Annotated in this window: 19 protein-coding genes and 1 pseudogene; 7 read left to right on the top strand and 13 right to left on the bottom strand. The window is 75.3% G+C overall.

The window, feature by feature from the left end; all coding sequences use genetic code 11:
* Nucleotides 1–3: 3 nt before the first annotated feature.
* From QMQ26_RS15565 to QMQ26_RS15510, 12 genes and pseudogenes are all read right to left on the bottom strand, one after another.
* Nucleotides 4–531 carry an amino-acid N-acetyltransferase gene (locus QMQ26_RS15565; RefSeq protein ID WP_100837686.1) on the bottom strand — a complete coding sequence of 176 codons (528 nt, stop codon included), beginning with the start codon at nucleotides 529–531 and terminating at the stop codon, nucleotides 4–6.
* 11 nt (nucleotides 532–542) lie between these two features.
* The gene (locus tag QMQ26_RS15560; protein WP_100837687.1) at nucleotides 543–935 is read right to left on the bottom strand and encodes a BlaI/MecI/CopY family transcriptional regulator; all 393 of its coding nucleotides are present in this window, start codon (nucleotides 933–935) and stop codon (nucleotides 543–545) included.
* A 104-nt stretch (nucleotides 936–1,039) separates the two neighbouring features.
* On the bottom strand, nucleotides 1,040–1,192 hold the full coding sequence (locus QMQ26_RS15555; RefSeq protein ID WP_199847019.1) for a hypothetical protein: 153 nt from the start codon (nucleotides 1,190–1,192) through the stop codon (nucleotides 1,040–1,042).
* Between the two features lie 3 nt (nucleotides 1,193–1,195).
* Nucleotides 1,196–3,586 carry a bifunctional lysylphosphatidylglycerol synthetase/lysine--tRNA ligase LysX gene (gene lysX, locus QMQ26_RS15550; protein ID WP_282206047.1) on the bottom strand — a complete coding sequence of 797 codons (2,391 nt, stop codon included), beginning with the start codon at nucleotides 3,584–3,586 and terminating at the stop codon, nucleotides 1,196–1,198.
* 206 nt (nucleotides 3,587–3,792) lie between these two features.
* Nucleotides 3,793–4,590, bottom strand: coding sequence for a type III pantothenate kinase (locus tag QMQ26_RS15545; RefSeq protein WP_100837690.1), 798 nt, complete (start codon nucleotides 4,588–4,590; stop codon nucleotides 3,793–3,795).
* A gap of 39 nt (nucleotides 4,591–4,629) precedes the next feature.
* Nucleotides 4,630–5,601: a carboxylating nicotinate-nucleotide diphosphorylase gene (gene nadC / locus QMQ26_RS15540; RefSeq protein ID WP_100837691.1), complete on the bottom strand. Its 972-nt coding sequence runs from the start codon at nucleotides 5,599–5,601 to the stop codon at nucleotides 4,630–4,632.
* Between the two features lie 62 nt (nucleotides 5,602–5,663).
* Complete coding sequence (locus tag QMQ26_RS15535) at nucleotides 5,664–7,277, bottom strand: L-aspartate oxidase (protein ID WP_282206046.1); 1,614 nt, start codon at nucleotides 7,275–7,277, stop codon at nucleotides 5,664–5,666.
* Between the two features lie 16 nt (nucleotides 7,278–7,293).
* The gene (gene panD, locus QMQ26_RS15530; protein ID WP_100837693.1) at nucleotides 7,294–7,743 is read right to left on the bottom strand and encodes an aspartate 1-decarboxylase; all 450 of its coding nucleotides are present in this window, start codon (nucleotides 7,741–7,743) and stop codon (nucleotides 7,294–7,296) included.
* Between the two features lie 96 nt (nucleotides 7,744–7,839).
* Entirely contained in the window at nucleotides 7,840–8,745 is a 906-nt protein-coding gene (gene panC, locus QMQ26_RS15525) for a pantoate--beta-alanine ligase (RefSeq protein WP_282206045.1), read from the bottom strand.
* Nucleotides 8,745–9,659 carry a Rossmann-like and DUF2520 domain-containing protein gene (locus tag QMQ26_RS15520; protein ID WP_282206044.1) on the bottom strand — a complete coding sequence of 305 codons (915 nt, stop codon included), beginning with the start codon at nucleotides 9,657–9,659 and terminating at the stop codon, nucleotides 8,745–8,747. The genes panC and QMQ26_RS15520 overlap by 1 nt, the downstream gene beginning before the upstream one ends.
* Nucleotides 9,660–9,775: 116 nt before the next feature.
* Nucleotides 9,776–10,464 (bottom strand): annotated as a pseudogene (locus QMQ26_RS15515) (response regulator).
* Nucleotides 10,465–10,496: 32 nt separating this feature from the next.
* Nucleotides 10,497–11,708, bottom strand: a complete 1,212-nt coding sequence (locus tag QMQ26_RS15510; RefSeq protein ID WP_282206043.1) for a sensor histidine kinase — start codon at nucleotides 11,706–11,708, stop codon at nucleotides 10,497–10,499.
* Between the two features lie 105 nt (nucleotides 11,709–11,813).
* Here QMQ26_RS15510 and QMQ26_RS15505 point away from each other — a divergent pair, with 105 nt between their 5' ends.
* Together QMQ26_RS15505 and QMQ26_RS15500 are read left to right on the top strand one after the other, a co-directional pair.
* Entirely contained in the window at nucleotides 11,814–12,818 is a 1,005-nt protein-coding gene (locus tag QMQ26_RS15505; RefSeq protein ID WP_282206042.1) for an SAM-dependent methyltransferase, read from the top strand.
* Nucleotides 12,819–12,833: 15 nt separating this feature from the next.
* On the top strand, nucleotides 12,834–13,997 hold the full coding sequence (locus QMQ26_RS15500) for an NADH-quinone oxidoreductase subunit D (protein ID WP_100837699.1): 1,164 nt from the start codon (nucleotides 12,834–12,836) through the stop codon (nucleotides 13,995–13,997).
* Nucleotides 13,998–14,028: 31 nt separating this feature from the next.
* Here QMQ26_RS15500 and QMQ26_RS15495 read toward each other — a convergent pair whose 3' ends face one another.
* Nucleotides 14,029–14,919: a hypothetical protein gene (locus QMQ26_RS15495; protein ID WP_282206041.1), complete on the bottom strand. Its 891-nt coding sequence runs from the start codon at nucleotides 14,917–14,919 to the stop codon at nucleotides 14,029–14,031.
* A 221-nt stretch (nucleotides 14,920–15,140) separates the two neighbouring features.
* Here QMQ26_RS15495 and QMQ26_RS15490 point away from each other — a divergent pair, with 221 nt between their 5' ends.
* The 5 genes from QMQ26_RS15490 (at nucleotide 15,141) to QMQ26_RS15470 (ending at nucleotide 25,286) form a co-directional block, all read left to right on the top strand.
* On the top strand, nucleotides 15,141–15,485 hold the full coding sequence (locus QMQ26_RS15490; RefSeq protein ID WP_100837701.1) for a WXG100 family type VII secretion target: 345 nt from the start codon (nucleotides 15,141–15,143) through the stop codon (nucleotides 15,483–15,485).
* Between the two features lie 65 nt (nucleotides 15,486–15,550).
* Nucleotides 15,551–18,826 (top strand): toxin glutamine deamidase domain-containing protein, encoded by a 3,276-nt coding sequence (locus QMQ26_RS15485; protein WP_282206040.1) that lies wholly within the window; start codon nucleotides 15,551–15,553, stop codon nucleotides 18,824–18,826.
* A complete protein-coding gene (locus QMQ26_RS15480; protein ID WP_282206039.1) occupies nucleotides 18,823–20,100 on the top strand; it encodes an SUKH-4 family immunity protein in 1,278 nt (425 codons plus the stop codon). Before QMQ26_RS15485 ends, QMQ26_RS15480 begins: the two co-directional genes overlap by 4 nt.
* Before the next feature lie 73 nt (nucleotides 20,101–20,173).
* On the top strand, nucleotides 20,174–21,127 hold the full coding sequence (locus tag QMQ26_RS15475) for a Ppx/GppA phosphatase family protein (RefSeq protein ID WP_100837704.1): 954 nt from the start codon (nucleotides 20,174–20,176) through the stop codon (nucleotides 21,125–21,127).
* A gap of 172 nt (nucleotides 21,128–21,299) precedes the next feature.
* The gene (locus QMQ26_RS15470) at nucleotides 21,300–25,286 is read left to right on the top strand and encodes a hypothetical protein (RefSeq protein ID WP_282206038.1); all 3,987 of its coding nucleotides are present in this window, start codon (nucleotides 21,300–21,302) and stop codon (nucleotides 25,284–25,286) included.
* Nucleotides 25,287–25,461: the final 175 nt, after the last annotated feature.

The raw sequence follows: 25,461 nt of genomic DNA, 5'->3' as shown, positions 1-25,461 counted from the left end.
GACTCACAGGTGCAGCAGCATCCGCGAGTTGCCCAGCGTGTTCGGCTTCACCCGCTCCAGGTCGAGGAACTCGGCGACGCCTTCGTCGTACGAGCGCAGGAGTTCTTCATAGACTTCTGTGGCCACGGCCGCCGGGTCTGCCGTACGATCGTCGTTTTCGCCGATCTCCACGAAGCCGTGTTTCGAGAAGAACGGAACCTCGAACGTCAGGCAGAAAATCCGACGGACGCCGAGCCAGCGCGCGGTCTCCAGCAGCTTGTCCAGCAGCAGGTGCCCGATACCGAGGCCCTTGCAGACCGGGTCCACCGCGAGGGTGCGCACCTCGGCGAGGTCCTCCCACATCACGTGGAGCGCGCCGCAGGCCACCACCCGGCCGTCCTGGTCGCGTTCGGCGACCCAGAACTCCTGGACGGATTCGAACAGCGTGACGGTCGGCTTGTCGAGCAGAATGCCGTCCCGGGAGTAGGCGTCGATGAGCCGGCGGACGGCGCGCACGTCGGTGGTCCGCGCACGGCGGATGGTGACCTCCATGCCGGGGAACGTTATCGTGCCGCGGGCGGCCCGGTCTCCTCGGTATCGGCACCCGCCACCCGCAGCGCGTCGCGCAACCACTCGCGCTGTTCCGGGGACATCATCCCGAAGAAGTGCACCAGGGCGGCGGCCGGATTGTCGCTCGTCGCCCAGGCGTCGTTCATCAGCGCGGCGGTGTACGCCTCCCGGGAGGAGACCGGCTCATATCGGTATGCGCGCCCGGCGCGCTCCCGGCGCACCCAGCCCTTTCGATAGAGCTTGTCGAGCACCGTCATCACGGTGGTGTACGCGATTTCGCGTTCCGACCGCAGATCCTGCAGAACCTCCCGAACCGTGACCGGGCGGTTCCACTGCCACACCCGGGTCATGATGTCGTTCTCGAGTTCTCCGAGTTGCCGCACCATAGTGCCGCCAAGGATAGGACCGATGCGGACAAAAGGCGGCAAACGGCAAACGGACCGGCGCGCCGCTCCCCGGAGGGGGGAACGGCGCACCGGCCCGGGGACCGCTATTCGGCGGCGGGACGCGCCGCCATGGCCTCGGCGGCGGCGTCCTCCTTGGCCTTCTGGGCGCCGCCCTGGCTGCGGATGATGGCCCGCACCAGGAAGGCGAAACCGACCGCCATGACCAGCGGCGGGACGATCGCGCTGACGTACTCCATCGGTTACTCCTCGGTCGGTTCGGACGCGCTCTCGGCGGCGGTCCGCTCGTTCTTCGCCGCCTTCTCCGGCTTCACCAGCGGGAAGAGCACCGTCTCGCGGATGTTCTTGCCGGTGAGCAGCATGATCAGGCGGTCCACGCCCAGGCCGAGGCCGCCGGTGGGCGGCATCGCGTACTCCAGGGCGCGCAGGAAGTCCTCGTCCAGCTGCATCGCCTCGACGTCGCCGCCGGCCGCCAGCAGCGACTGCGCGGTGAGCCGGGCGCGCTGCTCGACCGGGTCGACCAGCTCGGAGTAGGCGGTGCCGATCTCGGTGCCGAAGATCACCAGGTCCCACTTCTCCGCGACGCCCTCGACCGAGCGGTGCTGCCGGGTCAGCGGGGAGACCGAGGTCGGGTAGTCCTTGATGAAGGTCGGCCGGATCGCGTGGTGCTCCAGCAGGCGCTCGATCAGCTCCAGCACGATCTGGCCGTGGTCCCAGGCCGGGTCCAGGTACTCGCCCAGGCCGTGCTCGGCGGCCAGCTTCCGCAGCTCCTCGGCGGAGGTGGCCGGGGTGACCTCGGTGCCCAGGTGGGCGGAGATGCCCGGGTAGACCGAGACCTCCTCCCAGGGCTCGGCCAGGTCGATCTCGTGCTCGACGCCGTCCGGGCCCAGGCCCCTGACCACGGTGGTGCCCAGCGCGTCCCGGGCGGCGTTGACGATGACCGCCCGGATCAGCTCGGCCTGGGTGTCGTAGTCGCCGTACGCCTCGTACGACTCCAGGGCGGTGAACTCCGGGTTGTGGGTGGCGTCCGCGCCCTCGTTGCGGAAGTTCCGGTTGATCTCGAAGACCTTCTCGGCGCCGCCGACCACCAGGCGCTTGAGGTACAGCTCGGTGGCGATGCGCAGGTACAGGTCGATGCCGTACGCGTTGATGTGCGTCGTGAACGGGCGGGCGTTGGCGCCGCCGTGGATCGGCTGCAGCATCGGGGTCTCGACCTCGAGGTAGCCGCGGTCCTCGTAGGTGCGGCGGATCGAGCGGATCACCCGGGTGCGCAGCTGGAGCATCTCGCGCGCCTCGGGGTTGACGATCAGGTCCACGTAGCGCTGGCGGACCCGGGCCTCCGGGTCGTTCAGGCCCTTGTGCTTGTCCGGCAGCGGGCGCAGGCACTTGGCGGTCAGCTCCCAGCGGTCGACCATCACGCTGAGCTCGCCGCGCTTGGAGGTGATCACCTCGCCCTCGACGCCGACCTGGTCGCCGAGGTCGATGTCGCCCTTCCAGGCGGCCAGCCGCTCGGCGCCCAGCCGGTCCAGGGAGAGCATCACCTGGAGGTCGCCGGAGCCGTCCCGCAGGGTGGCGAAGCAGAGCTTGCCGCCGGTGCGGGCCAGGACCACCCGGCCGGTGACGCCGACCCGCTCGCCGGTGGCGGTGTCCGCGGCCAGGTCGGGGTGCTTGTCGCGCAGCTCGGCGATGGTGGTGGTGCGGGGGAAGCCGACCGGGTACGGGTCGACGCCGGCCGCCCGGAGCCGGTCCAGCTTCTCGCGCCGGACGCGCATCTGCTCGGGAAGGTCGTCGGTCGCGGGGACGGTGCTCTGATCACTCACCCCACCAGGGTAGCCAGGCTCACGGCCCGCTCCGTCACGGGATGTCGGCGGGGGCGCCCGGAACGGCGGAGCCCCCTCCGGACGGAGGGGGCTCGCGGTGCGCTGCGGCGGCCGGTCAGCCGTCGGTGCCGGTGGCGAGTTCCGGCCGCTCCTCGTCGGCCGGCGGCTCCTGGTGCGGGGCCGACCGGGCGCGGCGGCCGAACAGCTCGGCGGGGTGGGCATCCGGCGGGGACGGGGGCGCTCGGCCGGGTGCGGGGGCTGCTGGTCGTTCATCGGGGACCGTCCTCCGACTGGGGTGGCGGGCTGGGGTTCGGACGCCGGGCTGGGCACCGCCGCGAGGTGCCGCTGGCCGGAGCCCAGCGAGAGCCGCTCGCGGACCTCGGCCTCGGCGAGCGCGTGGCAGCGGCCGGCGAGCCGGGAGCGGCGGGCCTGTTCGGGCGGGCCGCAGGGCTGGCGGGACAGCGAGCGCAGGGCCGAGAGGTCCTCGGCGGTGGGCAGGTAGCCGTCGGCGACGGCCTCCTCCAGGCGGTCCAGGTAGCCCGCGACGCTCCCGGGCAGGGCGGCCCGGTAGCGGGCCAGGTCGGTGAGCATGAAGGCCCGCAGCCGCCCGCCCTCCTGGACCGCCTCGTCGATGGCCTCGGTCAGCCGTAGCGCGTCCTGCACGTCCTCGGTCCACAGTTCGCCGGCCGCGGCGGGCAGCGGGAGCCGGTCGGGCGCGGCCGGGTAGAGGGCTTGGGCGAGGACACGGCGCAGCACCCGGACTTCATCGGCGCTGAAGGCCATGCCGCCGCGCGATCCGTGTGGCGTTGGCATGGGTCGACAGTACGTGTCGTGCGTCCGACTTATGGCGATTGATGACGTGTTTGTCCCGATTGGCCTATGAGATGGCCCGTGGGCCGACCGCGCCCCGGGAACGCGGCGGGCCCCGGCGCCCGCCGGGGCGGACCGGGGCCCGGGCGGGGCGGTCGGGGTGTCGGGCGGCGGTGGCCGGGGGCGTCGGGCGGCGGTGGCCGGGGGCGTCAGGCGGCGGTGGCCGGGCGGTTGCGTTCGAAGATCAGGCGCAGGCCGATCAGGGTCAGCCAGGGCTCGTGCACGTCGATCGAGTCGGCCTCGCCGAGCACCAGCGGGGCCAGGCCGCCGGTGGCGATCACCTGGACGTCGTTCGGGTCCTTGGAGAGTTCCTTGGCCATCCGGTTGACCAGGCCGTCGACCTGGCCGGCGAAGCCGTACAGGATGCCCGACTGCATGCCCTCGACGGTGTTCTTGCCGATCACGTTCCGCGGGCGGGCCAGCTCGATCTTGCGGAGCATCGCGGTCCGGCCGCCCAGGGCGTCCACCGAGATCTCGATGCCCGGGGCGATCGCGCCGCCCACGTAGTCGCCGCGCGCGTTGATCGCGTCGAAGGTGGTCGCGGTGCCGAAGTCGACCACGATGCACGGGCCGCCGTACAGGTGGTTGGCGGCCAGCGCGTTGACGATCCGGTCCGCGCCGACCTCCTTCGGGTTGTCCATCAGCACGTGCACGCCGGTCTTCACGCCCGGCTCGACGATCACCGCCGGGACGTCCCCGTAGTAGCGGCGGGTCACCTCGCGCAGTTCGTGCAGGACGGCCGGCACCGAGGAGCAGATCGCCAGGCCGGCCACCCGGTCGTCCGCCGAGACGATCGGGTGGGCGCCCATCAGGCCCTGCATCAGCACCGCGAGTTCGTCCGCGGTGCGGCGCGGGTCGGTGGAGATCCGCCAGTGCTCGACGATCTCCTCGCCGTCGAACAGGCCGAGCGTGGTCTGGGTGTTGCCGACGTCGATGGTGAGGAGCATGGGGGCGCTTTCTGCTTCGAAGGGTCGGGGTTCGAAGGGTCAGGAGCTGCGGAGGTCCAGGCCGATGTCGAGGATCGGGGCGGAGTGCGTCAGGGCGCCGACGGCCAGGTAGTCGACCCCGGTCTCGGCGACCTCGCGCGCGGTGGCCAGGGTCAGGCCGCCGGAAGCCTCCAGCTTCGCCCGGCCCGCGACCAGCGCGACCGCCTCGCGCAGCTGCGCGGGGGTGAAGTTGTCCAGCAGGATCAGGTCGGCGCCGGCCTCCAGGACGGGCGCGATCTGCTCGACCGTGTCCACCTCGACCTCGATCGGCAGCTCCGGGAACGCCTCGCGCACGGCGGTGAACGCCTCCACCACGCCGCCCGCGGCGACCACGTGGTTGTCCTTGACCAGCGCGGCGTCCGAGAGCGCCATCCGGTGGTTGGCGCCGCCGCCGGCCCGCACCGCGAACTTCTCCAGCGCGCGCAGGCCCGGGGTGGTCTTGCGGGTGTCGCGGACCACCGCGCCGGTGCCCTCCAGCGCGTCCGCCCAGGCCCGGGTCGCGGTGGCGATGCCGGACAGGTGGCAGAGCAGGTTCAGCGCCGAGCGCTCGGCGGTGAGCAGGTCCCGGGTGCGGCTGCGCACCGAGAGCAGCACCTGGCCGGGGGCGACCCGCTCGCCGTCCTCGACGTGCCGCTCGACCTCGAACTCCTCCTCGCAGACCAGCGAGACGACGGCCTCCGCCACCCGCAGACCGGCCACCACGCCCGCCTGGCGGGCGGTGAAGTCCGCGGTGGCGACGGCCTCGGCCGGGACGGTCGCCACCGAGGTGACGTCCTCGCCGCCGGCCAGGTCCTCGGACAGGGCCGTCATCGCCACGTCCTCCACCTCGACCGGGTCCAGCCCGGCGTCCTCCAGCAGGGCGGCGAGCGCCGGGTCGAGACCGGTCTCGTACTCCTCGCCCTCGCCGCACGCGCAGCCGTCGCCGCAGCCGCCGGACTCGGTGGACAGGAGGGGCAGTTCGGAGTGGGACATGGTGGCAGGGCTCCAGGTTTCGGCGGTACGGGGATCGGCTGGCGGGGGTGCGCTCGCGGACGTCAGCCGGCGAGCGGGTGGACGACGTGGCGGTGCCAGTGGGCGTCGTCGCGGTCGGGGAAGTCCTCGCGCCAGTGGCAGCCGCGGGTCTCCTGGCGCAGGGCGGCGGAGGCGGTGAGGGCGGTGGCGACCTGGTGCAGGTTGGTGGCCTCCCAGGTCTCCACGGACGGGGAGCCGGGGTGGTCCGGGTCGGCCAGGCCGGCCAGGCCCTTGGCGGTGGCGGCCAGCGAGTCCGCGGAGCGGATCACGCCCGCGCCGGCGGACATCAGCTGCTGGAGCTCGCCGCGGGCCCCGGCGGGCAGCAGCGGGACGGGCTCGGCCGCGTGCGCCGCGTCGGTGGTGACGGTGCGGGCCGGGAGCCGGCCGGCGGCGTTCAGCGCGGCCAGGTCGGCGGCGATCCGCTCGGCGAAGACCAGGCCCTCCAGCAGCGAGTTGGAGGCCAGCCGGTTGGCGCCGTGCACGCCGGTGCAGGCGACCTCGCCGCAGGCGTACAGGCCCGGGACGGTGGTGCGGCCGTGCAGGTCGGTGCGGACGCCGCCGGAGGCGTGGTGGGCGGCCGGGGAGACCGGGATCGGCTCGGTGACCGGGTCGATGCCGTGCGCCCGGCAGGCGGCCAGGATGGTGGGGAAGCGGTGCTCCCACATCTCGGCGCCGAAGTGCCGCCCGTCCAGGTACATGTGCCGGGCGCCCTGCTCGTGCATCCGGCGGATGATCGCCTTGGCGACGATGTCGCGCGGGGCGAGTTCGGCCAGTTCGTGCTGGCCGACCATGAAGCGGACCCCGTCCGCGTCGACCAGGTGCGCGCCCTCGCCGCGGACCGCCTCGGAGACCAGCGGCTGCTGGCCCTGGGCGTCCGGGCCGAGGAACAGCACGGTCGGGTGGAACTGGACGAACTCCAGGTCGGTGACCTCGGCGCCGGCCCGCAGGGCGAGCGCGACGCCGTCGCCGGTGGAGACCGCCGGGTTGGTGGTGGCCGAGAAGACCTGGCCCATGCCGCCGGTGGCCAGCACCACGGCCCGGGCCAGGATCGCGCCGACGCCGTCGCGCTGGCCCTCGCCCATCACGTGCAGGGTGACGCCGGAGGCGTGCCCGTCGGCGTCGGTGAGCAGGTCCAGGACCAGGGCGTGCTCGATCAGCTCCAGGCCCGGGTCGGCCTCGATCGCGGCGACCAGGGCGCGCTCGATCTCGGCGCCGGTGGCGTCGCCGCCGGCGTGCGCGATCCGGCGGCGGTGGTGGCCGCCCTCGCGGGTCAGCACGATCTCGCCGTCCTCGTCGAGGTCGAACTCGGCGCCCGCCTCGATGAGCCGGCGCACCGCGTCCGGGCCCTCGGTGACCAGGGTGCGCACCGCCTCCTCGTCGCACAGGCCGGCGCCCGCGACCAGGGTGTCCTGGAGGTGCTGCTCCGGGGTGTCGCCCTCGCCCAGGGCGGCGGCGATGCCGCCCTGGGCCCAGCGGGTGGAGCCCTCGTCCAGCACCGCCTTGGTGACCACCATGGCCCGCAGGCCGGCCTTGCGGGCGTTGAGCGCGACGGTGAGCCCGGCCACGCCGGAGCCGATCACGACCACGTCGGTGCTCGTGGTCCAGCCGGGGGCGGGGGCGGTCAGGCGGTGCGACATGGGTTCAGCTGCTCCTTCAGCGCGCGGCGGCGTCGGCCGCGCCGTTCGCACCACCGTACGCGCCGTCCCCGCGCACCAGTCCGCTGCCCTCGGGGGCGTCCGCGGGGTCGCCGCCGAGGCCGGTGATCCGGTTGCGCTCGTCGACGAACACCACCTTCGGCAGGTACGCCTTGGCCTCGGCGGTGTCCATCTGCCCGTAGGCGATCAGGATCACCAGGTCGCCGGGGTGGACCAGGCGCGCGGCGGCGCCGTTGATGCCTATGACGCCCGAGCCGCGCGGGCCGGCGATGGTGTAGGTCTCCAGCCGGGCGCCGTTGTTGATGTCGACGATGTGGACCAGCTCGCCGGGGAGCAGGTCCGCGGCGTCGAGCAGGTCCTCGTCGACCGTCACCGAACCGACGTAGTGCAGGTCGGCCTGGGTGACGGTGGCACGGTGGATCTTGGACTTGAGCATGGTGCGGAACATGGGTCACGCCTCCTGTGAGTGCATGCCTGGTGGTGCCTACCGGTGGTGGACGGAGCGGCCGGGACCTCGGGAGGCCGGCCGCCCCGGGCGTCCGGGCTAGCGGACGATGACGCTCACGTTGTCGATCAGCCGGGTCGAGCCGACCCGGGCCGCGACGGCGAGCACCGCCTCGCCCCGGAAGTCGTCCGGCGCCTCGGTGAAGGAGAGCGGATCGACCAGGGCGAGGTAGTCGGGGGAGAGGCCGTCCGCGCCCTCCAGCACGGCGGCGGCCGCCTCGCGGACGGCCTTGGGGCCCTGCGCGCCGGCGTCCCGGCCGGCGAACAGGGCGCGGGAGAGGGCGAGCGCCTGCGTGCGCTCGGCCGCAGAGAGGAAGCGGTTGCGGGAGGACAGCGCCAGGCCGTCCTCCTCGCGGACGGTCGGGACGCCGACCACCTCCACGTCGAAGTCCAGGTCGGCGACCATCCGGCGGACGAGCGCCAGCTGCTGGGCGTCCTTCTCGCCGAACACCGCGAAGTCCGGGTCGGTGATGTGCAGCAGCTTGGCGACCACGGTCAGCATCCCGTCGAAGTGCCCCGGGCGGGACGCGCCCTCGAAGCCCTCGCCCATCGGGCCGGCCGAGAGCCGCACCAGCGGCTCGCCGTTCGGGTACACCTCGTCCACGGACGGGGCGAACACCACGTCCGCGCCCGCCTCCTCGGCGAGCGCGAGGTCCGCGTCCAGGGTGCGCGGGTAGCGGTCCAGGTCCTCGCCGGCGCCGAACTGCAGCGGGTTCACGAAGACCGTCACCGCGACCCGGCCGTCCCGGCCGACCCGGCGGCGGGCCTCCCGCACCAGCGCCGCGTGGCCCGCGTGCAGCGCGCCCATGGTCATCACCACGGCGTTGTCCACCGGCTGCTCGTCCGGCCAGAACGCGGCCTCGAACTCCTCCACGGTGCGGGTCAGCACCGCCGTGCGGGCCTTCGCCGCCTTCGGGGCCTTCGCCGGGCGCCTGTCGCGTGCCATCAGTGCTTCTCCTCGTTCAGTACGTCCAGCAGCGCCGCCGCCGGCTCCGGCTTCAACGTGCTGTTGGCCACCGCGCGCTGGGCGGTCGCCCGCGCCATCGCCCGGTACGCCTGGCCGATGTCCGGGGTCACCGTAGCGAGTCGGTCCAGGTGCGTGCGCACCGTCCCGACGTCGCCGCGGGCCACCGGGCCGGTCAGCGCGAGGTCGCCCGAGCGCAGGGCGTTGTCCAGGGCCGCGCCCAGCAGCGGGCCGAGCATCTGGCCGGGTTCCTGGACGCCCGCCGTGCGCAGCAGCTCCATCGCCTGCGCGACCAGCGTCACCAGGTGGTTCGCGCCGTGCGCGAGCGCCGTGTGGTAGAGCGGCCGGACCTCCTCGGGAATCCAGGACGGCTCGCCGCCCATCTCCACCACCAGGGCCTCGGCGACCGGGCGCAGCTCCTCCGGGGCGGTCACCCCGAACGGGCAGCCGGCCAGCCGGGCCACGTCCACCGAGGTGCCGGTGAAGGTCATCGCGGGGTGCAGCGCCAGCGGCAGCGCACCCGCCCGGGCGGCGGGCTCCAGCACGGCCACGCCGTGCGCGCCCGAGGTGTGCACGAGCAGCTGGCCCGGGCGGACCGCGCCGGTCGCGGCCAGGCCCTGCACGAGACCGGGCAGGGCGTCGTCCGGGACGGTCAGCAGCACCAGGTCCGCGGCGGCCGTCACCTGCGGGGGCGCGACCAGCCGCACCCCCGGCAGCAGGGCCTCGGCCCGGCGGCGGGACGCGGCGGAGACGCCGGACGCGGCGACCACGCGGTGACCGGCGAGTTGCAGGGCGGCGCCCAGGGCGGGGCCGACGCGGCCGGCGCCGAGGACGCCCACGGTGAGTCGGGCGGGGCGGTTACCGGGGTCGGAGGGGTCTCCGAAGTCGGGCAGCACTCTTCCGTTCCAGTCCTCTAGGGGTACCAGACGTACCGGTCAATGGTACGGGGGTTTCCGGCCCGCCCACCCGTGCGTCCGGGCCGGGGGTGCGCGGGCCGGGGCGGCGGCCCCCGTCAGGGGGTCTCGCCGGCTCGGACGAGGCCGTTCTCGTAGGCGAGGACGACGGCCTGGACGCGGTCGCGGAGGCCGAGTTTGGCGAGGATGCGGCCGACGTGGGTCTTGACGGTGGCTTCGGAGAGGACCAGGCGGGCGGCGATCTCGCCGTTGGAGAGGCCCTGGGCGACCAGCAGGAAGACCTCGCGCTCGCGGTCGGTGAGCGGGCCGAGGAGGGGGGAGCCGGGGGTGCCGGCGGGGTGGGGAGGACCTCGGCGAAGCGGTCGATCATGCGGCGGGTGGTGGTGGGGGCGACCACCGCGTCGCCGCCGTGCACGGAGCGGATCGCGGCGACCAGCTCGGTGGGCGGGACGTCCTTGAGCAGGAAGCCGGAGGCGCCGGCCTTGAGCGCGGCGAAGGCGTACTCGTCCAGGTCGAAGGTGGTGAGGATGAGGACCCGGGGGGCGCCCTCGATCGGGGTGCCGTGCTCGTCCAGGCAGATCCGGCGGGTGGCCTGGACGCCGTCGAGCCGGGGCATCCGGACGTCCATCAGGATCACGTCGACCTCGGCGGTGCGCAGCACGTCGACGGCCTGCTGGCCGTCGCCCGCCTCGGCGGCGATCTCGATGTCGCCCTGTGACTGCAGGACCATCCGGAAGCCGGTGCGCAGCAGTTCCTGGTCGTCGACCAGCATGACGCGGATCGGCATCGCTCGGGTCTCCTTACGTGGGGGCGGGTGGGTCAGGCGGACGCTCTGAGCGGCAGGACGGCCCGAATCCGGAAGCCGCCGCCGGGCCGGGGCCCGACGTCCAGGCTGCCGCTGACCATACCGACGCGTTCGCGCATGCCGATCAGGCCGTGGCCGAGCCCGTCGGCGCCGCCGGAGAGCTGTTCGCGGGTGGAGCCGCGGCCGTCGTCCTCGACCAGGACTTCCAGGTCGCCGTCCCGGAAGTCGACGGCGACCCGGGCCCGGGCGTCCGGCCCGCCGTGCTTGCGGACGTTGGTGAGCGCCTCCTGGACGATCCGGTAGACCGTCAGCTCCAGGCCGCGGGGCAGTTCGCGGACCTGGCCGGTGGTGGCGAACTCGACCGGCAGGCCGGCCGTGCGGACCTGCTCCAGCAGGTCGGGCAGCTCCTCGACGCCGGGCTGCGGCACGTACTCGCCGGCCGTGTCGGCGGTGCGCAGCACCCCGAGCAGGCGGCGCATCTCGGCGAGGGCCTGGCGACCGGTGGACGCGATGGTGCCGAGCGCCTCCTTGGCCTGCTGCGGGGAGGAGTCCATCACGTAGGCGGCGCCGTCGGCCTGGACGATCATCACCGAGACGTTGTGCGCGACCACGTCGTGCAGCTCGCGGGCGATCCGGGCGCGCTCGGCGGCGACCGCGACCTGGGCCTGGGCGTCGCGCTCGCGCTCCAGCCGGGCGGCCCGGTCCTCCAGCTCGACCAGGTAGGCGCGGCGGACCCGGGTGAGCCGTCCCCAGGCCCAGCACAGCACGAACGGGGTGGTCATCAGCACGGCCAGGAACACCGCCCCGTAGCCGCTCTGGCGCTGCTCCGCGGGCGTCAGCCGCCACAGCGTCAGCGGGCCGGCCGCCAGGCTCGCCGCCAGCGCCAGCCGGGACGTCCAGGCGTGGCCGAACGCGGCGCCGGTGTAGCCGAACACCAGGTAGGCGACGCTCGACACGTTGGGGTCGATCCCGAACGCGACCTGGCCGAGGCCGAGCGCGACGGCCGCCGCGGTGGTGGCGTCCGGCCGGCGGCGGCGCACCACCATCAGGGCGGGCAGCAGGACGGCGACCGCGACGCCGGCGTAGTGCTTCCAGGAGGGCAGCGGGGCGTCCGGCACGCCGTTCGACTCGACCGCGGCGAGCACGCCGAGCATCAGGACGAGCAGCGCCCAGCCGGAGTCGACGACCACGGGATGTCGGCGGAGCCAGGCGTTGAGTCGATGCACGTCTCCAGCGTAGGGAGTCCGCGGGGCCGTTCTGCTCCGCCGCGAGGGCGATCCGGGGCTACTCCCCAGGGTGGAGGCGGACCCGCCCAGGTAACGTCGCCCGCCATGACATGGATGCGGTGGCGGCCCGCGATCGAACACGCCCTGTACCGGCCCGACGGCGGCTTCTACCGCCGCCCGGAGGGCCCGGCCGGGCACTTCCGCACCTCGGTGCACGCCTCCGCGCGCTTCGCCGCCGCCGTCACCCGCCTGCTGGCGGGGGTCGACGCGGCGCTCGGCCGGCCGGAGCGGCTGGCCTTCGTCGACGTCGGCGCCGGCCGCGGCGAACTCACCCTCGCGGTGCGCGACCTGCTCCCCGCCGGGCTGCGCGGACGGGTGGACCTCCGGGCCGTCGAGCTGGCCGACCGCCCGCCCGGCCTGCCCGCCGAGATCGGCTGGTCCGCCGAGCCGCCCGCCGGCGTCCGGGGCCTGCTGTTCGCCAACGAGTGGCTGGACAACGTCCCGCTGGAGGTCGCCGAGCGCGGCGCGGACGGGCGGCTGCGCTACGTCGAGGTCGCGCCGGACGGGGCGGAGCGGCCCGGCGGGCCGGTGGACCCGCCGGACGCGGCCTGGGCCGGGCGCTGGTGGCCGGACGGGGAGCGGGTCGAGCTGGGCGGGCCGCGGGACGCCGCCTGGGCCGCGGCCGTCGGCACCCTGGAGCGGGGCCTGGCGGTGGCCGTCGACTACGGGCACCTGCGGGCGGCCCGGCCGCCGTTCGGCACCCTGACCGGCTTCCGGGACGGCCGCGAGTGCGCCCCCGTCCCCGACGGCTCCCGCGACCTGACCGCGCACGTCGCGCTCGACGCGGCGGCGGTCGCCGGGCACCCGGCGCTGCTCACCACCCAGCGCGAGGCGCTGCACGCGCTGGGCGTCAGCGGCGCCCGCCCGCCGCTGGCGCTGGCGGGCAGCGACCCGGCGGCCTACCTGCGCGCCCTCGGCGGGGCGGGCGAGGCCGCCGAGCTCACCGACCCGGGCGGGCTCGGCGCGTTCCACTGGCTGGTCCAGGCCGTCCGGATGCCGGTACCGGACGACCTCGCGGGCCTGCCGGGATGGCAGACTCTCCCCTCGTAGAAGGAGGCGACGGCCATGACGGAGACCACGGTCGGCATCGGCCCGGGCGCGCAGACGCTCCCCGGCGACGGCGGCAGCACCGACATGGTGCTCAACATCGGCCCGCAGCACCCGTCCACGCACGGCGTGCTCCGCCTGAAGCTGGTGCTCGACGGGGAGCGGATCACCTCCGCCGAGCCGGTGATCGGCTACATGCACCGGGGCGCGGAGAAGCTCTTCGAGGCCCGCGACTACCGGCAGATCATCATGCTGGCCAACCGGCACGACTGGCTCTCCGCGTTCGCCAACGAGCTGGGCGTGGTGCTGGCCGTCGAGCGGATGCTCGGCATGGAGGTCCCCGAGCGGGCGGTCTGGCTGCGGACGCTGCTGGCCGAGCTCAACCGCGTCCTCAACCACCTGATGTTCCTCGGCTCCTACCCGCTGGAACTGGGCGGCATCACCCCGATCTTCCACTCCTTCAACGGCCGCGAGGAGCTCCAGCACGTCCTGGAGGAGGCCTCCGGCGGCCGGATGCACTACATGTTCAACCGGGTCGGCGGCCTCAAGGAGGACCTCCCGGCCGGCTGGCTCGGCCGGGTCCGGCGCGCGGTCGGCGTGGTGCGCGGGCAGCTGCCGGTCTTCGAGGACCTGGTGCTCGGCAACGAGATCTTCCGCGGCCGCACGGCGGGCGTCGGCGTCCTCTCCCGCGCGCACGTGCACGCGTACGGCGTCAGCGGGCCGATCGCCCGGGCCAGCGGCGTCGACTTCGACCTGCGCCGCGACGAGCCCTACCTCGGGTACGGGGAGCTGCGGGACGTCCTGAAGGTGGCCGTCCGGGAGGAGGGCGACTGCCTGGCCCGGTTCGAGTGCCTGCTGGAGCAGACCGCCAACTCCCTCGACCTCGCCGACGCGTGCCTCGACCGGCTGGCCGACCTGCCCGCCGGGCCGGTCAACCTGCGGCTGCCCAAGGTGCTCAAGGCGCCGGAGGGCGAGACGTACGCCTGGACCGAGAACCCGCTCGGCCTGAACGGGTACTACCTGGTCTCGCGCGGCGAGAAGACGCCGTGGCGGCTCAAGCTGCGCTCGGCGTCCTTCAACAACGTCCAGGCGCTGACCGAGCTGCTGCCGGGGACGCTGGTGGCGGACATGGTGGCGATCCTGGGGTCGATGTTCTTCGTGGTCGGCGACATCGACAAGTGAGCGGGCCCCGGCGGGGGCCCGCTCCCGGGCGCTACCGGTCCGCGGGGTGCGGGGCCAGCCGGGTGTCGTGGGCCTGGCAGAGAGCGACGAGCTGGTCGTACGCGGCCCGGCCCATGAGCTCGGTGAGCTCGGGGCGGTAGGAGACGTAGACCGGGTCGGGCGCGTGGTGGGCCTCGGGGGAGCCGGTGCACCACCAGTGCAGGTCGTGGCCGCCGGGGCCCCAGCCGCGGCGGTCGTACTCGCCGATGGAGACCTGGAGGTAGCGGGTGTCGTCGGGCCGGTCGATCCAGTCGTAGGTGCGGCGCACCGGCAGCTGCCAGCAGACGTCGGGCTTGGTCTCCAGCGGTTCGAGGCCCTCGCGCAGGGCCAGGACGTGCAGGGCGCAGCCGGCGCCGCCGGGGAAGCCGGGGCTGTTGAGGAAGAGGCAGGCGCCGTTGACCCGGCGGGTCTGGCGGTCGCCGTCCTCGTCGAACATGGTGATGCCGCCGTCGCGGCGGACCCGGCCCCTGGCGTCGGTGCCCTCGGCGTGGTGCTCCCAGATGTCGGGGGTGAGCCGGGCGGCGTGCCCGGCGACGCGCTGCTCGTCGTCCTCGTCGGAGTAGTGGGCGCCGAGGGTGCAGCAGCCGTCGGAGGCGCCGCGGCCGGGCTGGATGCCGTGGCAGCCCTTGCCGAAGATGCAGCCCCAGCGGGAGGTGAGCCAGGTGAGGTCGCAGCGGAACACCTGGTCCTCGTCGGCGGGGTCGGTGAACTCGACCCAGGCGCGCGGGAAGTCGAGGGCGACCTCGCGGACGGCGGGCATCGCCAGGTCGACGACGGGGCCCTTGGCCTTGGCCGGCTTGTCGGCCTTGGCGGTCTTCGCCGGCTTGTCCGCCTTGGCGGGCTTCTTGGTCTTCTTGTTCTTGGTGCTGTCAGCTGGTGCCACCCGGCAAGGGTATGGCCTGGGCGGGACGGGCCGGGGTTGCGGCGGCGCGGCTTTGCCGGGGGTTCGTCCGAGTTGGGGTGGTTCCGGGGGTTTCGGGCGGCCGGGGAAGGTGAAACGGCTGTGAAAAGGGCCGCAGGCCGGTCGGCGCGGGCGGAGTGTGGTCCTAGGATGGCTCAGCCGATAGGTCGGGCGCACGGGCGCCCTTGCACGGGGGAGTGCAGATGGGCGACGAGGTCGTCATCCGGTCGTGGGAACTCCACGGCGAGGGACGTGAGTTCGAGAAGATCTCGGACGAGTTCGGTAACGCGGCGAAGCAGCTGGAGAGCGGCCTGGCGGCGCTGGGCGCGCCGTGGGGCGAGGACGAGCCGGGGCAGCCGTTCGGCACCGCGTACGGCGAGGCCCGGGAGGGCGCGCTGGCCGGGCTGCAGGGGCTGTCGGAGCGGCTGGGCCGGATCGGGCGCGGGCTGCACACGATGGCGGACACCACCGACCGCACCGACCAGGAGATCAGCGCGGACTTCGACGCGCCCTCGCTGAACCACCCGACCGCAACCGGCCGGCCCTGAACCGGAGTCAGTCCACCTGGCGGGCCGCCGCGCGCGCCGAGCCGTACCACCCGAAGGGGGAGCACGTGTCCAGGAACCTGCCGGAGGAACTCGCCCCCGCGCTGGCGCGGACCGGCCACGCGTGGCCGCAGGCGGACGAGGACGGGCTGCGCCGGGCGGCCGGCCTGTGGCGCGAGTTCGGGTCGGACGCGGACGCCCTGGTGGCCCGCGGCACGGCCTCCGCGCAGCGGGTGTCGGGGGAGAACAAGGGCCGCGCGGTGGACGCCTTCGCCGACCACTGGCGGCAGTTCAGCGGCGGCGGGCGCGGCCAGCTGGACGACGCCGCGGCGGCGGCCGGGCTGGTGGCCGCCGCGCTGGACAAGGCGGCCGGGGTGGCCGACCAGGTGAAGGCCGACATCGTCGCGGTGCTCACCGAGCTGACCGAGAAGATCCGGGCGGCCGACGCGGCCGAGGCCAAGGCCAAGGCGGACATCGCGCAGGCCGGCAAGGAGGCCGCCACCGGACTGGGCGGGCTGGTGACCGGCGCGGTCGGCGCGGCCGTCGGCGCGGTCAAGGAACTGGCCGCCGAGGCCGAGGAGCTGGCCGCGGTCGAGCACGCCAAGTCGAGGATCGGCCAGCTGCTGGAGCGGCTCGGCCGGGACATGGGCGAGGCCGCCAGGTCGCTGGCCAAGGAGCCGCCCCTGGTCGCGCTGGAGCGGATCGCCCAGACCGACGGCCGGGGCCTGCACGGCGAACTGCGCGAGACCTCGATGGCGGCCCGCTCCGGGAAGGTCACCGGGGCGCTGGCGCGGGCCGGGGTGGCCCGCTCGGTCGAGGTGGCCGCCGTCGCGGGCCTGCACGCCGAGGTCAAGGCCGACGGCACGGTGCGCACCGACCGGCACGGCAACCCGGTGCTGGTCGGCGAGGACGGGCAGCGGGTCAAGGGCGTGGACGGCCTGACGGTCACCCAGGGCCCGGACGGAACCCAGCAGTTGGTCGACGCCAGCGGTACCCCGGTCACCGGCGTGGCGATGGGCGAGGACGGCAAGCCGCTGCTCGGCGGCAACGGCAAGCCGCTGCTGGTGGGCCTGGGCGGCGCGCTGGTCGGCACCGGCATCACGCTGGCGCTCGGCCTGAACGGCAAGCCCCAACTCGGCGACGACGGCCACCCGGTGATGCTGGACGCCGACGGCACCCAGGTCGCCGGCCTGGTCGCCGACCCGGACGGCCACCTGCTGACCGGCCACGACGGCCACCCGGTCACCGTGGACGCCTCCGGCCGGGCGGCCGGCCCGGGCGGACAGGTGATCCAGTTCGGCGCGGACGGCCGCCCGCTGGACCTGCTCGGCCCCGACGGGCAGCCGGTCAGCGTGATGGACGGCCAGCAGCCGGGCGGCCCGTTCCAGAACGACCTGCCGCACGCCCACGGCCACGGCGGCCCGGACGGGCACGGCACCTGGGCCGGCGACGGCACCGGGCCCGGCACGGGCCCGGGCCCCGGGCACGGCGGCCCGCTCGGCCCCGGCCACGGCGGCCTGCTGACCGACCTGACCGGCACCGTCACCGAACCGGTGTCGGCGGTGACCCAGAGCGCGCTGCTCGGCGACCCGGGCGGCCACCCGCAGTCCGGCCCGGCCGACAGCGGCGGCTACCGCGGCCACCAGAGCACCGGCTACCAGGGCGGTTCGCACAACGTCTCCTACGGCAGCCCCGCGGCGCCCGCCTACAGCGGACCGACCGTCAGCGCCCCGTCCGGCGGCGGCTCGTACGGCGGCGGTGGCGGCTCGTACGGCGGTGGTTCGTACGGCGGTGGTTCGTACGGGGGCGGCGGCCACAGCCTGCCGGACCTGCCGGTGTCGGTGCACGTCGACTCGGTGGCCGCGCCGCCCGCGCCGAGCGCCCCGCCGGTGGTGAGCGGCGGCGACATCTGGTCGTCCGGCGGCGGCGGTGGCGGCGGTCACCGCTTCGCCGACCCCGGGCCGTCCTCCGGCGGGTCGGGCCCGTCCGGCGGCTCCTCGTTCCAGCTCGGCCCGGTCGGCGGCGGTACGGCCGCCCCGGTCGGCGGCGGCATCCCGACGGGCGGGCCGGTGGCGACCGGCCCGGTGGCCGGTGCGGGCCCGATCGGCGGACCGGTCGGCGCGGTGCCCGGCGGCGCGGCGGCGGTGCCCGGTGCCCCGGGGACCCCCGGCGCGGCCGGTGTCCCGGGCGCGCCCGCGGCGGGCCCGGTGGGCGGCGCGGTCGGCGCTCCCGGCCCGGTCGGCGCGGTCGGCACCCCCGGTGCCCCCGGCGCGGCGGGCGGCGGGGCCGCGGTGATCGGCGTCGGCCAGCAGCCGGTCGGCGGACGCCCGGTGGCCGGCGTCCCGGTGCCGCCCGCGGGCGGCGGCGGGATCGGCCAGCACGCCTCCGGCACCCCGGCCCGCGGCTACGAGCCGCTGGTGGACACCCGGCGCCAGACCGGCACGGACGAGCAGGGCCTGCCGGTGAACCCCGGACAGGCGTCCGCGGCCTGGCTGGTGATCGCCAACGGCCGGCACCCCGGCGCGGTCGCCCCGCGACCGGCCGCCGAGCGCGAGCGGACCCTCGCCGACAGCCGCCCGTACGGCCTGCCCGGCGGGCTGGGCCCGGTCGACCCGGCGCACCAGGCCGAGGCGGTGCGCCGCACCCCGGTGCCCGCGCCGGACCCGATGGTCGGCGAGTGGACCGAGGTGCTCAACGGCGGCGGCCCCGCCGAGAGCGGGCGCGCCAACAACTGCGTGGACGTGTCGCTGTCCGCCGTGGACACCCTCGGCGGCGTCCCGACCTGCGCCGCGCCCCGGCTGCCCGACGGCCCGGCCGGCGAGCGCGGCGGCCGCGACCGCGCCGAGCTCGAACTCGGCACCCGCTTCCTCGACCTCGGCGACGGCACCGAGGCCCACGGCAAGCTCGGCCGGGCCCTGCTCGCCCACGGCACCGGCACCCGGGCGGTGCTGCTCACCGTCGACGCGTTCGGCCGCTCGCACACCTGGAACGCCGTCAACCACAAGGGCGTCCTCAGCTACCTGGACCACCAGACCGGCTACGCCGGGCCCACCCCGCTCTACCCGGCCGACCACGGCCTGTGGGCGATCGCGGTGGACGCCGCCGACCGGCCGATCGACCTGACCGCGCCGCTGCCGGCCACCGTCGCCGTCCCGGAGCACGCCCCCGAGCGCGCCCCGGAGCCGGCCCTGGTCGGCGCGGCCGGTGCGGCCGGTGCGGAGGACGGTGCCGCCGCCGGGGCTGCTGACGGGGCCGCCGACGGTACCGCCCCCGCCGCCGCGCCCGCCCCGCCGCGCTCCCGGCTCACCATCCACCGCACCACCACCGGGAGCACCAGCCGATGATCACCCGCGAGCAGGCCCTCGCCACCGCCCACCGCTGGGTCAACGGCGACCTCCCGCAGGAGGGTTCACGGCCTGTCAGGTGCCACGAGTTCGACCTCGGCTGGGTGCTCTGGCCCGAGCCCGCGCCGGTCCTCACCGACCCGCTGACCGGCGCCCGCCGGGCCCCCGAGGAGATCGGCGCCGCCTGCGCCGTGGTCGACCGGGTCACCGGCGAACTCGTGGTCTACCCGTCCGTCCCGGTGCCGGTGGTCGAGCAGCTGCACCGCGACCGCCTCGGCGCCGGCAGCCACGACCCGGCGCTGCCGCCGGTCACCGGCCCGGGCACCCGGGCCACCCTGACCTACCGGGACGACCGGGACGAGCTGCGCTCGCTGACCGTCCACTCCGCGCACGGCCGCCCGCACCCCGCGCTGCGCGCCCGCCGGCAGCTCGCCGAGCAGGGCGTCCCGGCCGGGAACCTGGTCGCGCTCCGCACCGACCTGCGCCTGTCGATGCTCCCCGGCGGCTACTTCGAGCAGGCCGTCGCCGAGCAACTGCCGGGCGTCCGGCTGGAGTTCGAGCAGCCGTACGGGCCGCGCCACGACCACCGGGCGGTGGCCGTGCGGGCCCTGGTGGCCCGGGCCCGCAGCGGCTACAACCGGGTGCCGTTCCCGCCCGCGGTGCCGCCCGCCCAGCCCGAGGACGAGACCGGCCTGGGCAAGCGGCTGGCCGCCCTGTTCGGCGAGGACGGCACCCGCCGCTTCGAGCAGGCCGAGGTGCTCGCCGCCGACCTGCCCGAGGCCGTCGGCCGCCCGCTGCGGCGCACCGGGCTGCCGCGCGAGGTCCCCGGCTTCTTCACCCTGTACCTGCCGGAGGCCGACGGCATCGCCGGGCAGGCCGCCCCGCCGCTGCCCGACCTCGCCGAGCTGCTGGCCGCGCGCGGCCGGGGCCGCCGGGCCACCGCCGCCGCCCGGGCCGCGCTGCTCGGCCAGCGGGTGATCGGCACCGACGGCTGGGCGCTGCTCACCGTCGACACCGCCCAGGGACGGGTCCGCGCCGTCGACCCCGACACCTGCGAGGCCCGCTACTGCAACGCCGACCTGACCGCCTTCACCCGCTGCCTGGCGCTGCTCGCCGAACGCCGCCCCCGGCTGCTCGACCTGCCCCCCGAGCAGGCCGGCCCGGCCGTCGCCGAGTTCCAGTGGGCGCTGGCCGCCCTGGACCGCACCGCGCTGCGCGACCCGGAGAACTGGTGGGCGGTCATCGTCGAGCAGCTCTGGGACGGGATGCTGTGACCCCGGTGGTACCGCCGGCGGTATCCCCGGTGGTATCCCTGGCGGTCACCGGTTTGGGCTAGGTTGGGCGGTCATGCGACTCGGTGTGCTCGACGTAGGCTCCAACACCGTCCACTTCCTCGTGGTGGACGCCCACCCCGGCGCGGCCCCGCTGCCCGCCTACTCCCACAAGGCCGAACTCCGCCTCGCCGAGCTGCTGGAGGAGGACGGGGCGATCAGCGGGACGGGGGTCGAGCGCCTGGTCTCCATGGTCGCCTCCTCGCTGCGGGTGGCCGAGGACAAGGGCGTGGTCGACCTGCTGCCGTTCGCCACCTCGGCGGTCCGGGAGGCCGCCAACGGCGAGGAGGTGCTGCGCCGGGTCGAGGACGAGACCGGCGTCGCGCTCAACGTGCTCTCCGGGCAGGACGAGGCCCGGCTGACCTTCCTCGCCGTCCGCCGCTGGTTCGGCTGGTCCTCCGGCCGGCTGCTCAACCTGGACATCGGCGGCGGCTCGCTGGAGATCGCCTGCGGCATCGACGAGCAGCCCGCCGTCGCCACCTCCCTGCCGCTCGGCGCCGGCCGCCTCACCTCCCGGCTGCCCGGCGAGGTCGCCGACCCGGGCGACCTGCGCGAACTGCGGCGGCACATCCGGGCCGAGATCGCCGGCGCGGTCGGCGACATCGCCCGGCTCGGGCCGCCCGACCACGCGGTGGCCACCTCCAAGACCTTCAAGCAGCTCGCCCGGATGACCGGCGCCGCCCCCGAGGGCGCGGGCGTCCGGGTCCCGCGCCGGCTCACCCGCGCCGGCCTCTCCGCCTGGCTGCCCCGGCTCGCCGCGATGACGCCCGCCGAGCGGGCCCAGATCCCCGGCGTCTCGGCCGGCCGGGCCCGCCAGCTGCTGGCCGGCGCGCTGGTCGCCGACGCGGCGATGGACCTCTTCGGCCTGGAGGAGCTGGACATCTGCCCGTGGGCCCTGCGCGAGGGCATCATCCTGCGGCGGCTGGACACGATGGACGGCCCCGAGCACCGGATCGCCGTCGGGGCCTGACCGGACGGCGCGGTCCGCCGTCCTGCGCCGCAAGCCCCCGCGCGGCGGCGCTCCGTCCGCCCAGGACCGTTATCCGGTGGCGGTGATGTGTATGCCCCCCGCTAGAATCCGCCTGCTTCGAACGCCGGTGAACGACACCGGCGTCGGGCATTCCCACGTCCTGGGGGGACCGATGAAACCGCTGCCGGAACTCGGCAGACGCAGACGCTCCGCGGGCTCGATCGCCGCCGGCGTCCTGCTCCTCACCGCACTGGTCGCACAGTCCGGCCCCGCCTTCGCGGCGGCCGTCGACCCGTCGCCCGGCGCCAGTGCCAGCACCGGCACCGGCGCCAGTGCCGGTGCCAAGCCCGCGGCCGAGGCGCCGCACACCCCGGCGGCCGGACCGCAGGCCGCCCCGAAGGCCGACCCGCAGGCCGAGCACGCCGCCGCCGCCAAGGCGCTGCAGGAGTCCGACCCGGCGGGCGCCTGCCCGGCCGTGCTCGACCCGCAGGCGCCCACCACCTGCACGGTGCCGGCGTACGCCACCGCCGCCATGACGCTGACGCTGCCCGAGCAGAAGGACCTGCTCCTGCTCCAGCTGGTCGCCGCCCAGCAGTACTCCACCTACCCGACGCTGCTCGCCCCGGACGGCGGCACCGTCCCCTGCGAGAGCGTCGCCTACGGCAACGGACTGCTGCGCTGCGCCACCACCCAGGCGGGCACCTACACCCTGCAGGTGCGCAACGGCTCCTACGCCGACAACGCGCTCTCGGTCGGGTACCTGCCGCTGCTGACCAGCACCACCGGCTGCCGGACGCTGTCCGGGACGGACCTGGACCTCGGCGCGCCGAAGGCGTTCCACGGCTCGCTGGCGGTCGGCGCGGTCGGCGACTGCTACCGCACCGACCTCGCCGCGGGCGACGTGCTGCGGGTCTACGGGCCGGACTACCGCGAGACCACGGTGGTCTACGACGGCACCGGCAAGCAGGTCTGCAGCTCGCAGACCGCGAGCGACCCGTCCCGCGGCCTGGACTGCGCGCTGACCGGCACCGCCCCGTACCGGGTGACGGTCCAGCAGTCCTCCGGCGCCGCCCAGGAGTACGACTTCCGGGCGGCCCGGCTGTCGGCCCCGCAGGGCTGCGCCGCGGTCACCCCGCAGGCGTACGGCGAGGCCCCCGACCGGTCCTCCGCGGCCCGCTGCCGCACCCTCCGGGTGCCCGCGGCCGGGCGGTACCTGTACGCCCCGGTGACCGCCTCCGGCGACTACGTGTCAGGGCGCCTGTTCGAGTCCGGCGGCTCGCCGTCGGACTGCCAGAGCGGCGACTGCGCGCTGACCGCCGGCGACCACACCTGGGTGCTGGACGGCAACTTCGTCGACGCCGGCGCGTTCGGGGTCTCCTTCCGCTCCGCGAAGGAGACCCGGGGCTGCACCGCCACCGCCGACGACGGCCTCGCCTCCGGCGCGGTCACCGGCACCTACGGCGCGGCCGGCCAGCAGCGCTGCCTGACCCTGCCCACCGCCTCCGGCAAGGGCCTCTACCTGCTCAACCGGAGGCCGGTGGACGGCAGTTCGGTCGCCGTCGAGATCGACGACGCGAACGGCGCCAAGCAGTGCGACAACGGCGGCTACGGCTACGCGGTCTGCAAGCTGACCGGCAGCGCGCCCTTCCGGGCGGTGCTCAGCGCCGACCCGGGCAAGGCGTACGCCCTGGTGATCCACCGGACCGACGCGGCGGCGGGCTGCACCGCCTGGCCGCAGTCCGGGTACGGCGGCTCCTGGGGCGTCGAGGTCGCGCTGGACGCGGCCACCCAGCAGCGCTGCCTGAGCGTTCCGGCCGCCCAGCACTCGCCCGCCGAGATGCTGGACTACGCGAACAACGCCAACAGCGTCAACGCGGCCGTGTACGTGGTCGACGGCGCGGGCAACCCCGTCTGCTCGACCCTCGGCTCCTCCACCACCACCTGCCAGTTCACCCCCGGCACCGCCTACACGGCGATGCTGGTCGGCACCGGCTGGGCGGACACCTACCACCTGGTGCGCCGGGACATCTCCCCGTCCGCGCCGTGCACCCCGCTGACCTCGAACCGGGTGGGCGCCCCGTCCACCCCGTTCGACTTCACCTCGGCGCTGGACGCCCGCTGCGTGCGGGTCAGCGGCGCGGCGACCGACCGGTTCTGGCTGAGCAGCCGCACGGTCGGCGGCCGCTACGACCCGTCCTCGCTGCTGATGGCGGTGGACGCCGACGGAAAGATCCAGTGCCGCCAGTGGGGCGTCTCCTGCAAGGTGACCGGCTCGACCTCGTACGTGGCCGTGGTGGTCGCGTCCGGCTACCAGGGCAAGACGATCCACGCGGACGTCGACGCCTGGAAGGTCGGCGGGGCGGGCGGCTGGGCACCCGAGTGCACGGCCGACAAGCTCTCCGCGGACGGCTTCGCCCAGCGCAGCGGGGTGCTCACCGAGTCCGCCCCCGCCTACTGCGGGGTGGTCGACCTCCAGCCGCACCAGGGCTTCACCGTCGCGGGCACCTCCAGCGCCACCGGTGTCGACATGCCGTGGTTCTCGATCTCCGGCCCGGACGAGTGGAGCGACTCCAGCCTGGTCTACCAGTGCACGCAGAACTACGGCCAGTTCGGCGCGGCCTGCACCAACACGGGCGCCACCGCCGGTCAGGCCGTGCTGATCCTCAGCCCGAACAAGCTCGCCACCCCGATCGAGTACACCCTGGTGGGCCTGCCCGGGAACCCGACGTCCGCGTACGGCACGCCCCGGTCGATCAGTCCGGCCACCGGCCCGGCGGGCACCCTGGTGCCGGCCGTGATCACCGGCACCGGCCTGTCGATGGGCAGCCGGGTCCAGCTGGTGCCGGCCCCGTCCGGCAGCCGGCAGCTGGTTCGGCCGCAGTCGGCGAGCGCCGACGGCAGCACGCTCAACGTGCTGGTCGACACCAACGGCCTGGAGCCGGGCAGCTACGACCTGGTGAACGAGGGCATCGGCTACACCAGCGGCCAGCCCTCGCCGGGCTACCTGCCGCACGCCTTCACGGTGACGGCCGCCGCCGCTCCGGCCGCGTCCCGGTTCGTGCCGGTCACCCCGGCCCGTTTCCTGGACACCCGGGACGGCACCGGCGCCCCGAGGGCGCGGGTGAGCGGTGGCGGCGTGGTGGCGCTCCAGGTCGCCGGGGTGAAGGGCGTCCCGGCCACCGGCGTCACCGCCGTGGTGATGAACGTGACCGCGGTCGACCCGAGCGAGGACGGGCACGTCACCGTCTACCCGGACGGGCAGGCGGCGCCGAACGCGTCGAACGTGAACTTCGGCGCGCACCGCACCGTGCCCAACCTGGTGACCGTGCCGGTGGTCAACGGCAAGGTCGACCTGCGCAACAACTCCGGCTCGGTGGACCTGATCGCCGACGTCACCGGCTACTACACCGGCGCGGCGGACCAGGGCTCGGCGTTCACCCCGCTCACCCCGGCCCGTTTCCTGGACACCCGGGACGGCACCGGCGCCCCGCGGGCGCGGGTGGGCGGCGGTGGCGTGGTGGCGCTCCAGGTCGCCGGGGTGAAGGGCGTTCCGGCCGGCGGCGTCACCGCCGTGGTGATGAACGTGACCGCGGTCGACCCGAGCGAGGACGGCCACGTCACCGTCTACCCGGACGGGAAGCCGCTGCCCAACGTGTCGAACCTCAACTTCACCCGCGGGCAGATCGTGCCCAACCTGGTGACCGTGCCGGTGGTCAACGGCAAGGTCGACCTGCGCAACAACTCCGGCTCGGTGGACCTGATCGCCGACGTCACCGGCTACTACGCGGCCGACGGCGCGGGCTTCGCCCCGACCGCCCCGCAGCGGCTGCTCGACACCCGCTACGGGACCGGCGCCCGGGCCGGGCAGGTCGGTCCGGACGGGATCGTCAGCTTCCAGGTCGGCGGCGTCGGCGGGGTGCCGTACGGGGCCACCGCGGTGGTGCTGAACGTCACGGTCACCGCTCCGACCGACGCCAGCCACCTGATCGCCTACCCGCACGGGACGGACCGCCCCGGGGTGTCGAACCTCAACTACACCCCCGGGCTGACCGTCTCCAACCTGGTCGTGGTGCCGGTCGTGGACGGCCGGGTCACGCTGTACAACCACTCGGGGAACGTCCAGGTCATCGCCGACCTGAACGGGTACTTCACCGCGTAGCACCCGCCGCGCGAGCGGCACGGGCGGGCCGTCGGCGCAGTCGCGCCGGCGGCCCGCGTGCTGCGTCCCACACCCGTCCGGTGCCCGGTCGCCGCCCCGCTTGCGCTTAACCTGGTCTGCGTGGCGGATGCAACGGGCGGTCGGAGGACGAGGCGCGGCCCGCTGCCGTCCAAGG

The sequence above is a fragment of the Kitasatospora fiedleri genome (assembly GCF_948472415.1).
In the GTDB taxonomy this organism is placed as follows: Bacteria; Actinomycetota; Actinomycetes; order Streptomycetales; family Streptomycetaceae; genus Kitasatospora; species Kitasatospora fiedleri.
This window is presented reverse-complemented; position numbering and strand designations above follow the sequence as displayed.

Excerpts from the sequence above, each read along its gene's own strand:
- QMQ26_RS15500 (WP_100837699.1), top strand. The coding sequence starts at position 12,834 with ATGACGGAGACCACGGTCGGCATCGGCCCGGGCGCGCAGACGCTCCCC.
- QMQ26_RS15560 (WP_100837687.1), bottom strand. The coding sequence starts at position 935 with ATGGTGCGGCAACTCGGAGAACTCGAGAACGACATCATGACCCGGGTG.
- QMQ26_RS15505 (WP_282206042.1), top strand. The coding sequence starts at position 11,814 with ATGACATGGATGCGGTGGCGGCCCGCGATCGAACACGCCCTGTACCGG.
- panC (WP_282206045.1), bottom strand. The coding sequence starts at position 8,745 with ATGGCACGCGACAGGCGCCCGGCGAAGGCCCCGAAGGCGGCGAAGGCC.
- QMQ26_RS15475 (WP_100837704.1), top strand. The coding sequence starts at position 20,174 with ATGCGACTCGGTGTGCTCGACGTAGGCTCCAACACCGTCCACTTCCTC.
- QMQ26_RS15565 (WP_100837686.1), bottom strand. The coding sequence starts at position 531 with ATGGAGGTCACCATCCGCCGTGCGCGGACCACCGACGTGCGCGCCGTC.
- panD (WP_100837693.1), bottom strand. The coding sequence starts at position 7,743 with ATGTTCCGCACCATGCTCAAGTCCAAGATCCACCGTGCCACCGTCACC.
- QMQ26_RS15470 (WP_282206038.1), top strand. The coding sequence starts at position 21,300 with ATGAAACCGCTGCCGGAACTCGGCAGACGCAGACGCTCCGCGGGCTCG.
- QMQ26_RS15480 (WP_282206039.1), top strand. The coding sequence starts at position 18,823 with ATGATCACCCGCGAGCAGGCCCTCGCCACCGCCCACCGCTGGGTCAAC.
- QMQ26_RS15490 (WP_100837701.1), top strand. The coding sequence starts at position 15,141 with ATGGGCGACGAGGTCGTCATCCGGTCGTGGGAACTCCACGGCGAGGGA.
- QMQ26_RS15545 (WP_100837690.1), bottom strand. The coding sequence starts at position 4,590 with ATGCTCCTCACCATCGACGTCGGCAACACCCAGACCACGCTCGGCCTG.
- lysX (WP_282206047.1), bottom strand. The coding sequence starts at position 3,586 with ATGCCAACGCCACACGGATCGCGCGGCGGCATGGCCTTCAGCGCCGAT.
- QMQ26_RS15535 (WP_282206046.1), bottom strand. The coding sequence starts at position 7,277 with ATGTCGCACCGCCTGACCGCCCCCGCCCCCGGCTGGACCACGAGCACC.
- QMQ26_RS15555 (WP_199847019.1), bottom strand. The coding sequence starts at position 1,192 with ATGGAGTACGTCAGCGCGATCGTCCCGCCGCTGGTCATGGCGGTCGGT.
- nadC (WP_100837691.1), bottom strand. The coding sequence starts at position 5,601 with ATGTCCCACTCCGAACTGCCCCTCCTGTCCACCGAGTCCGGCGGCTGC.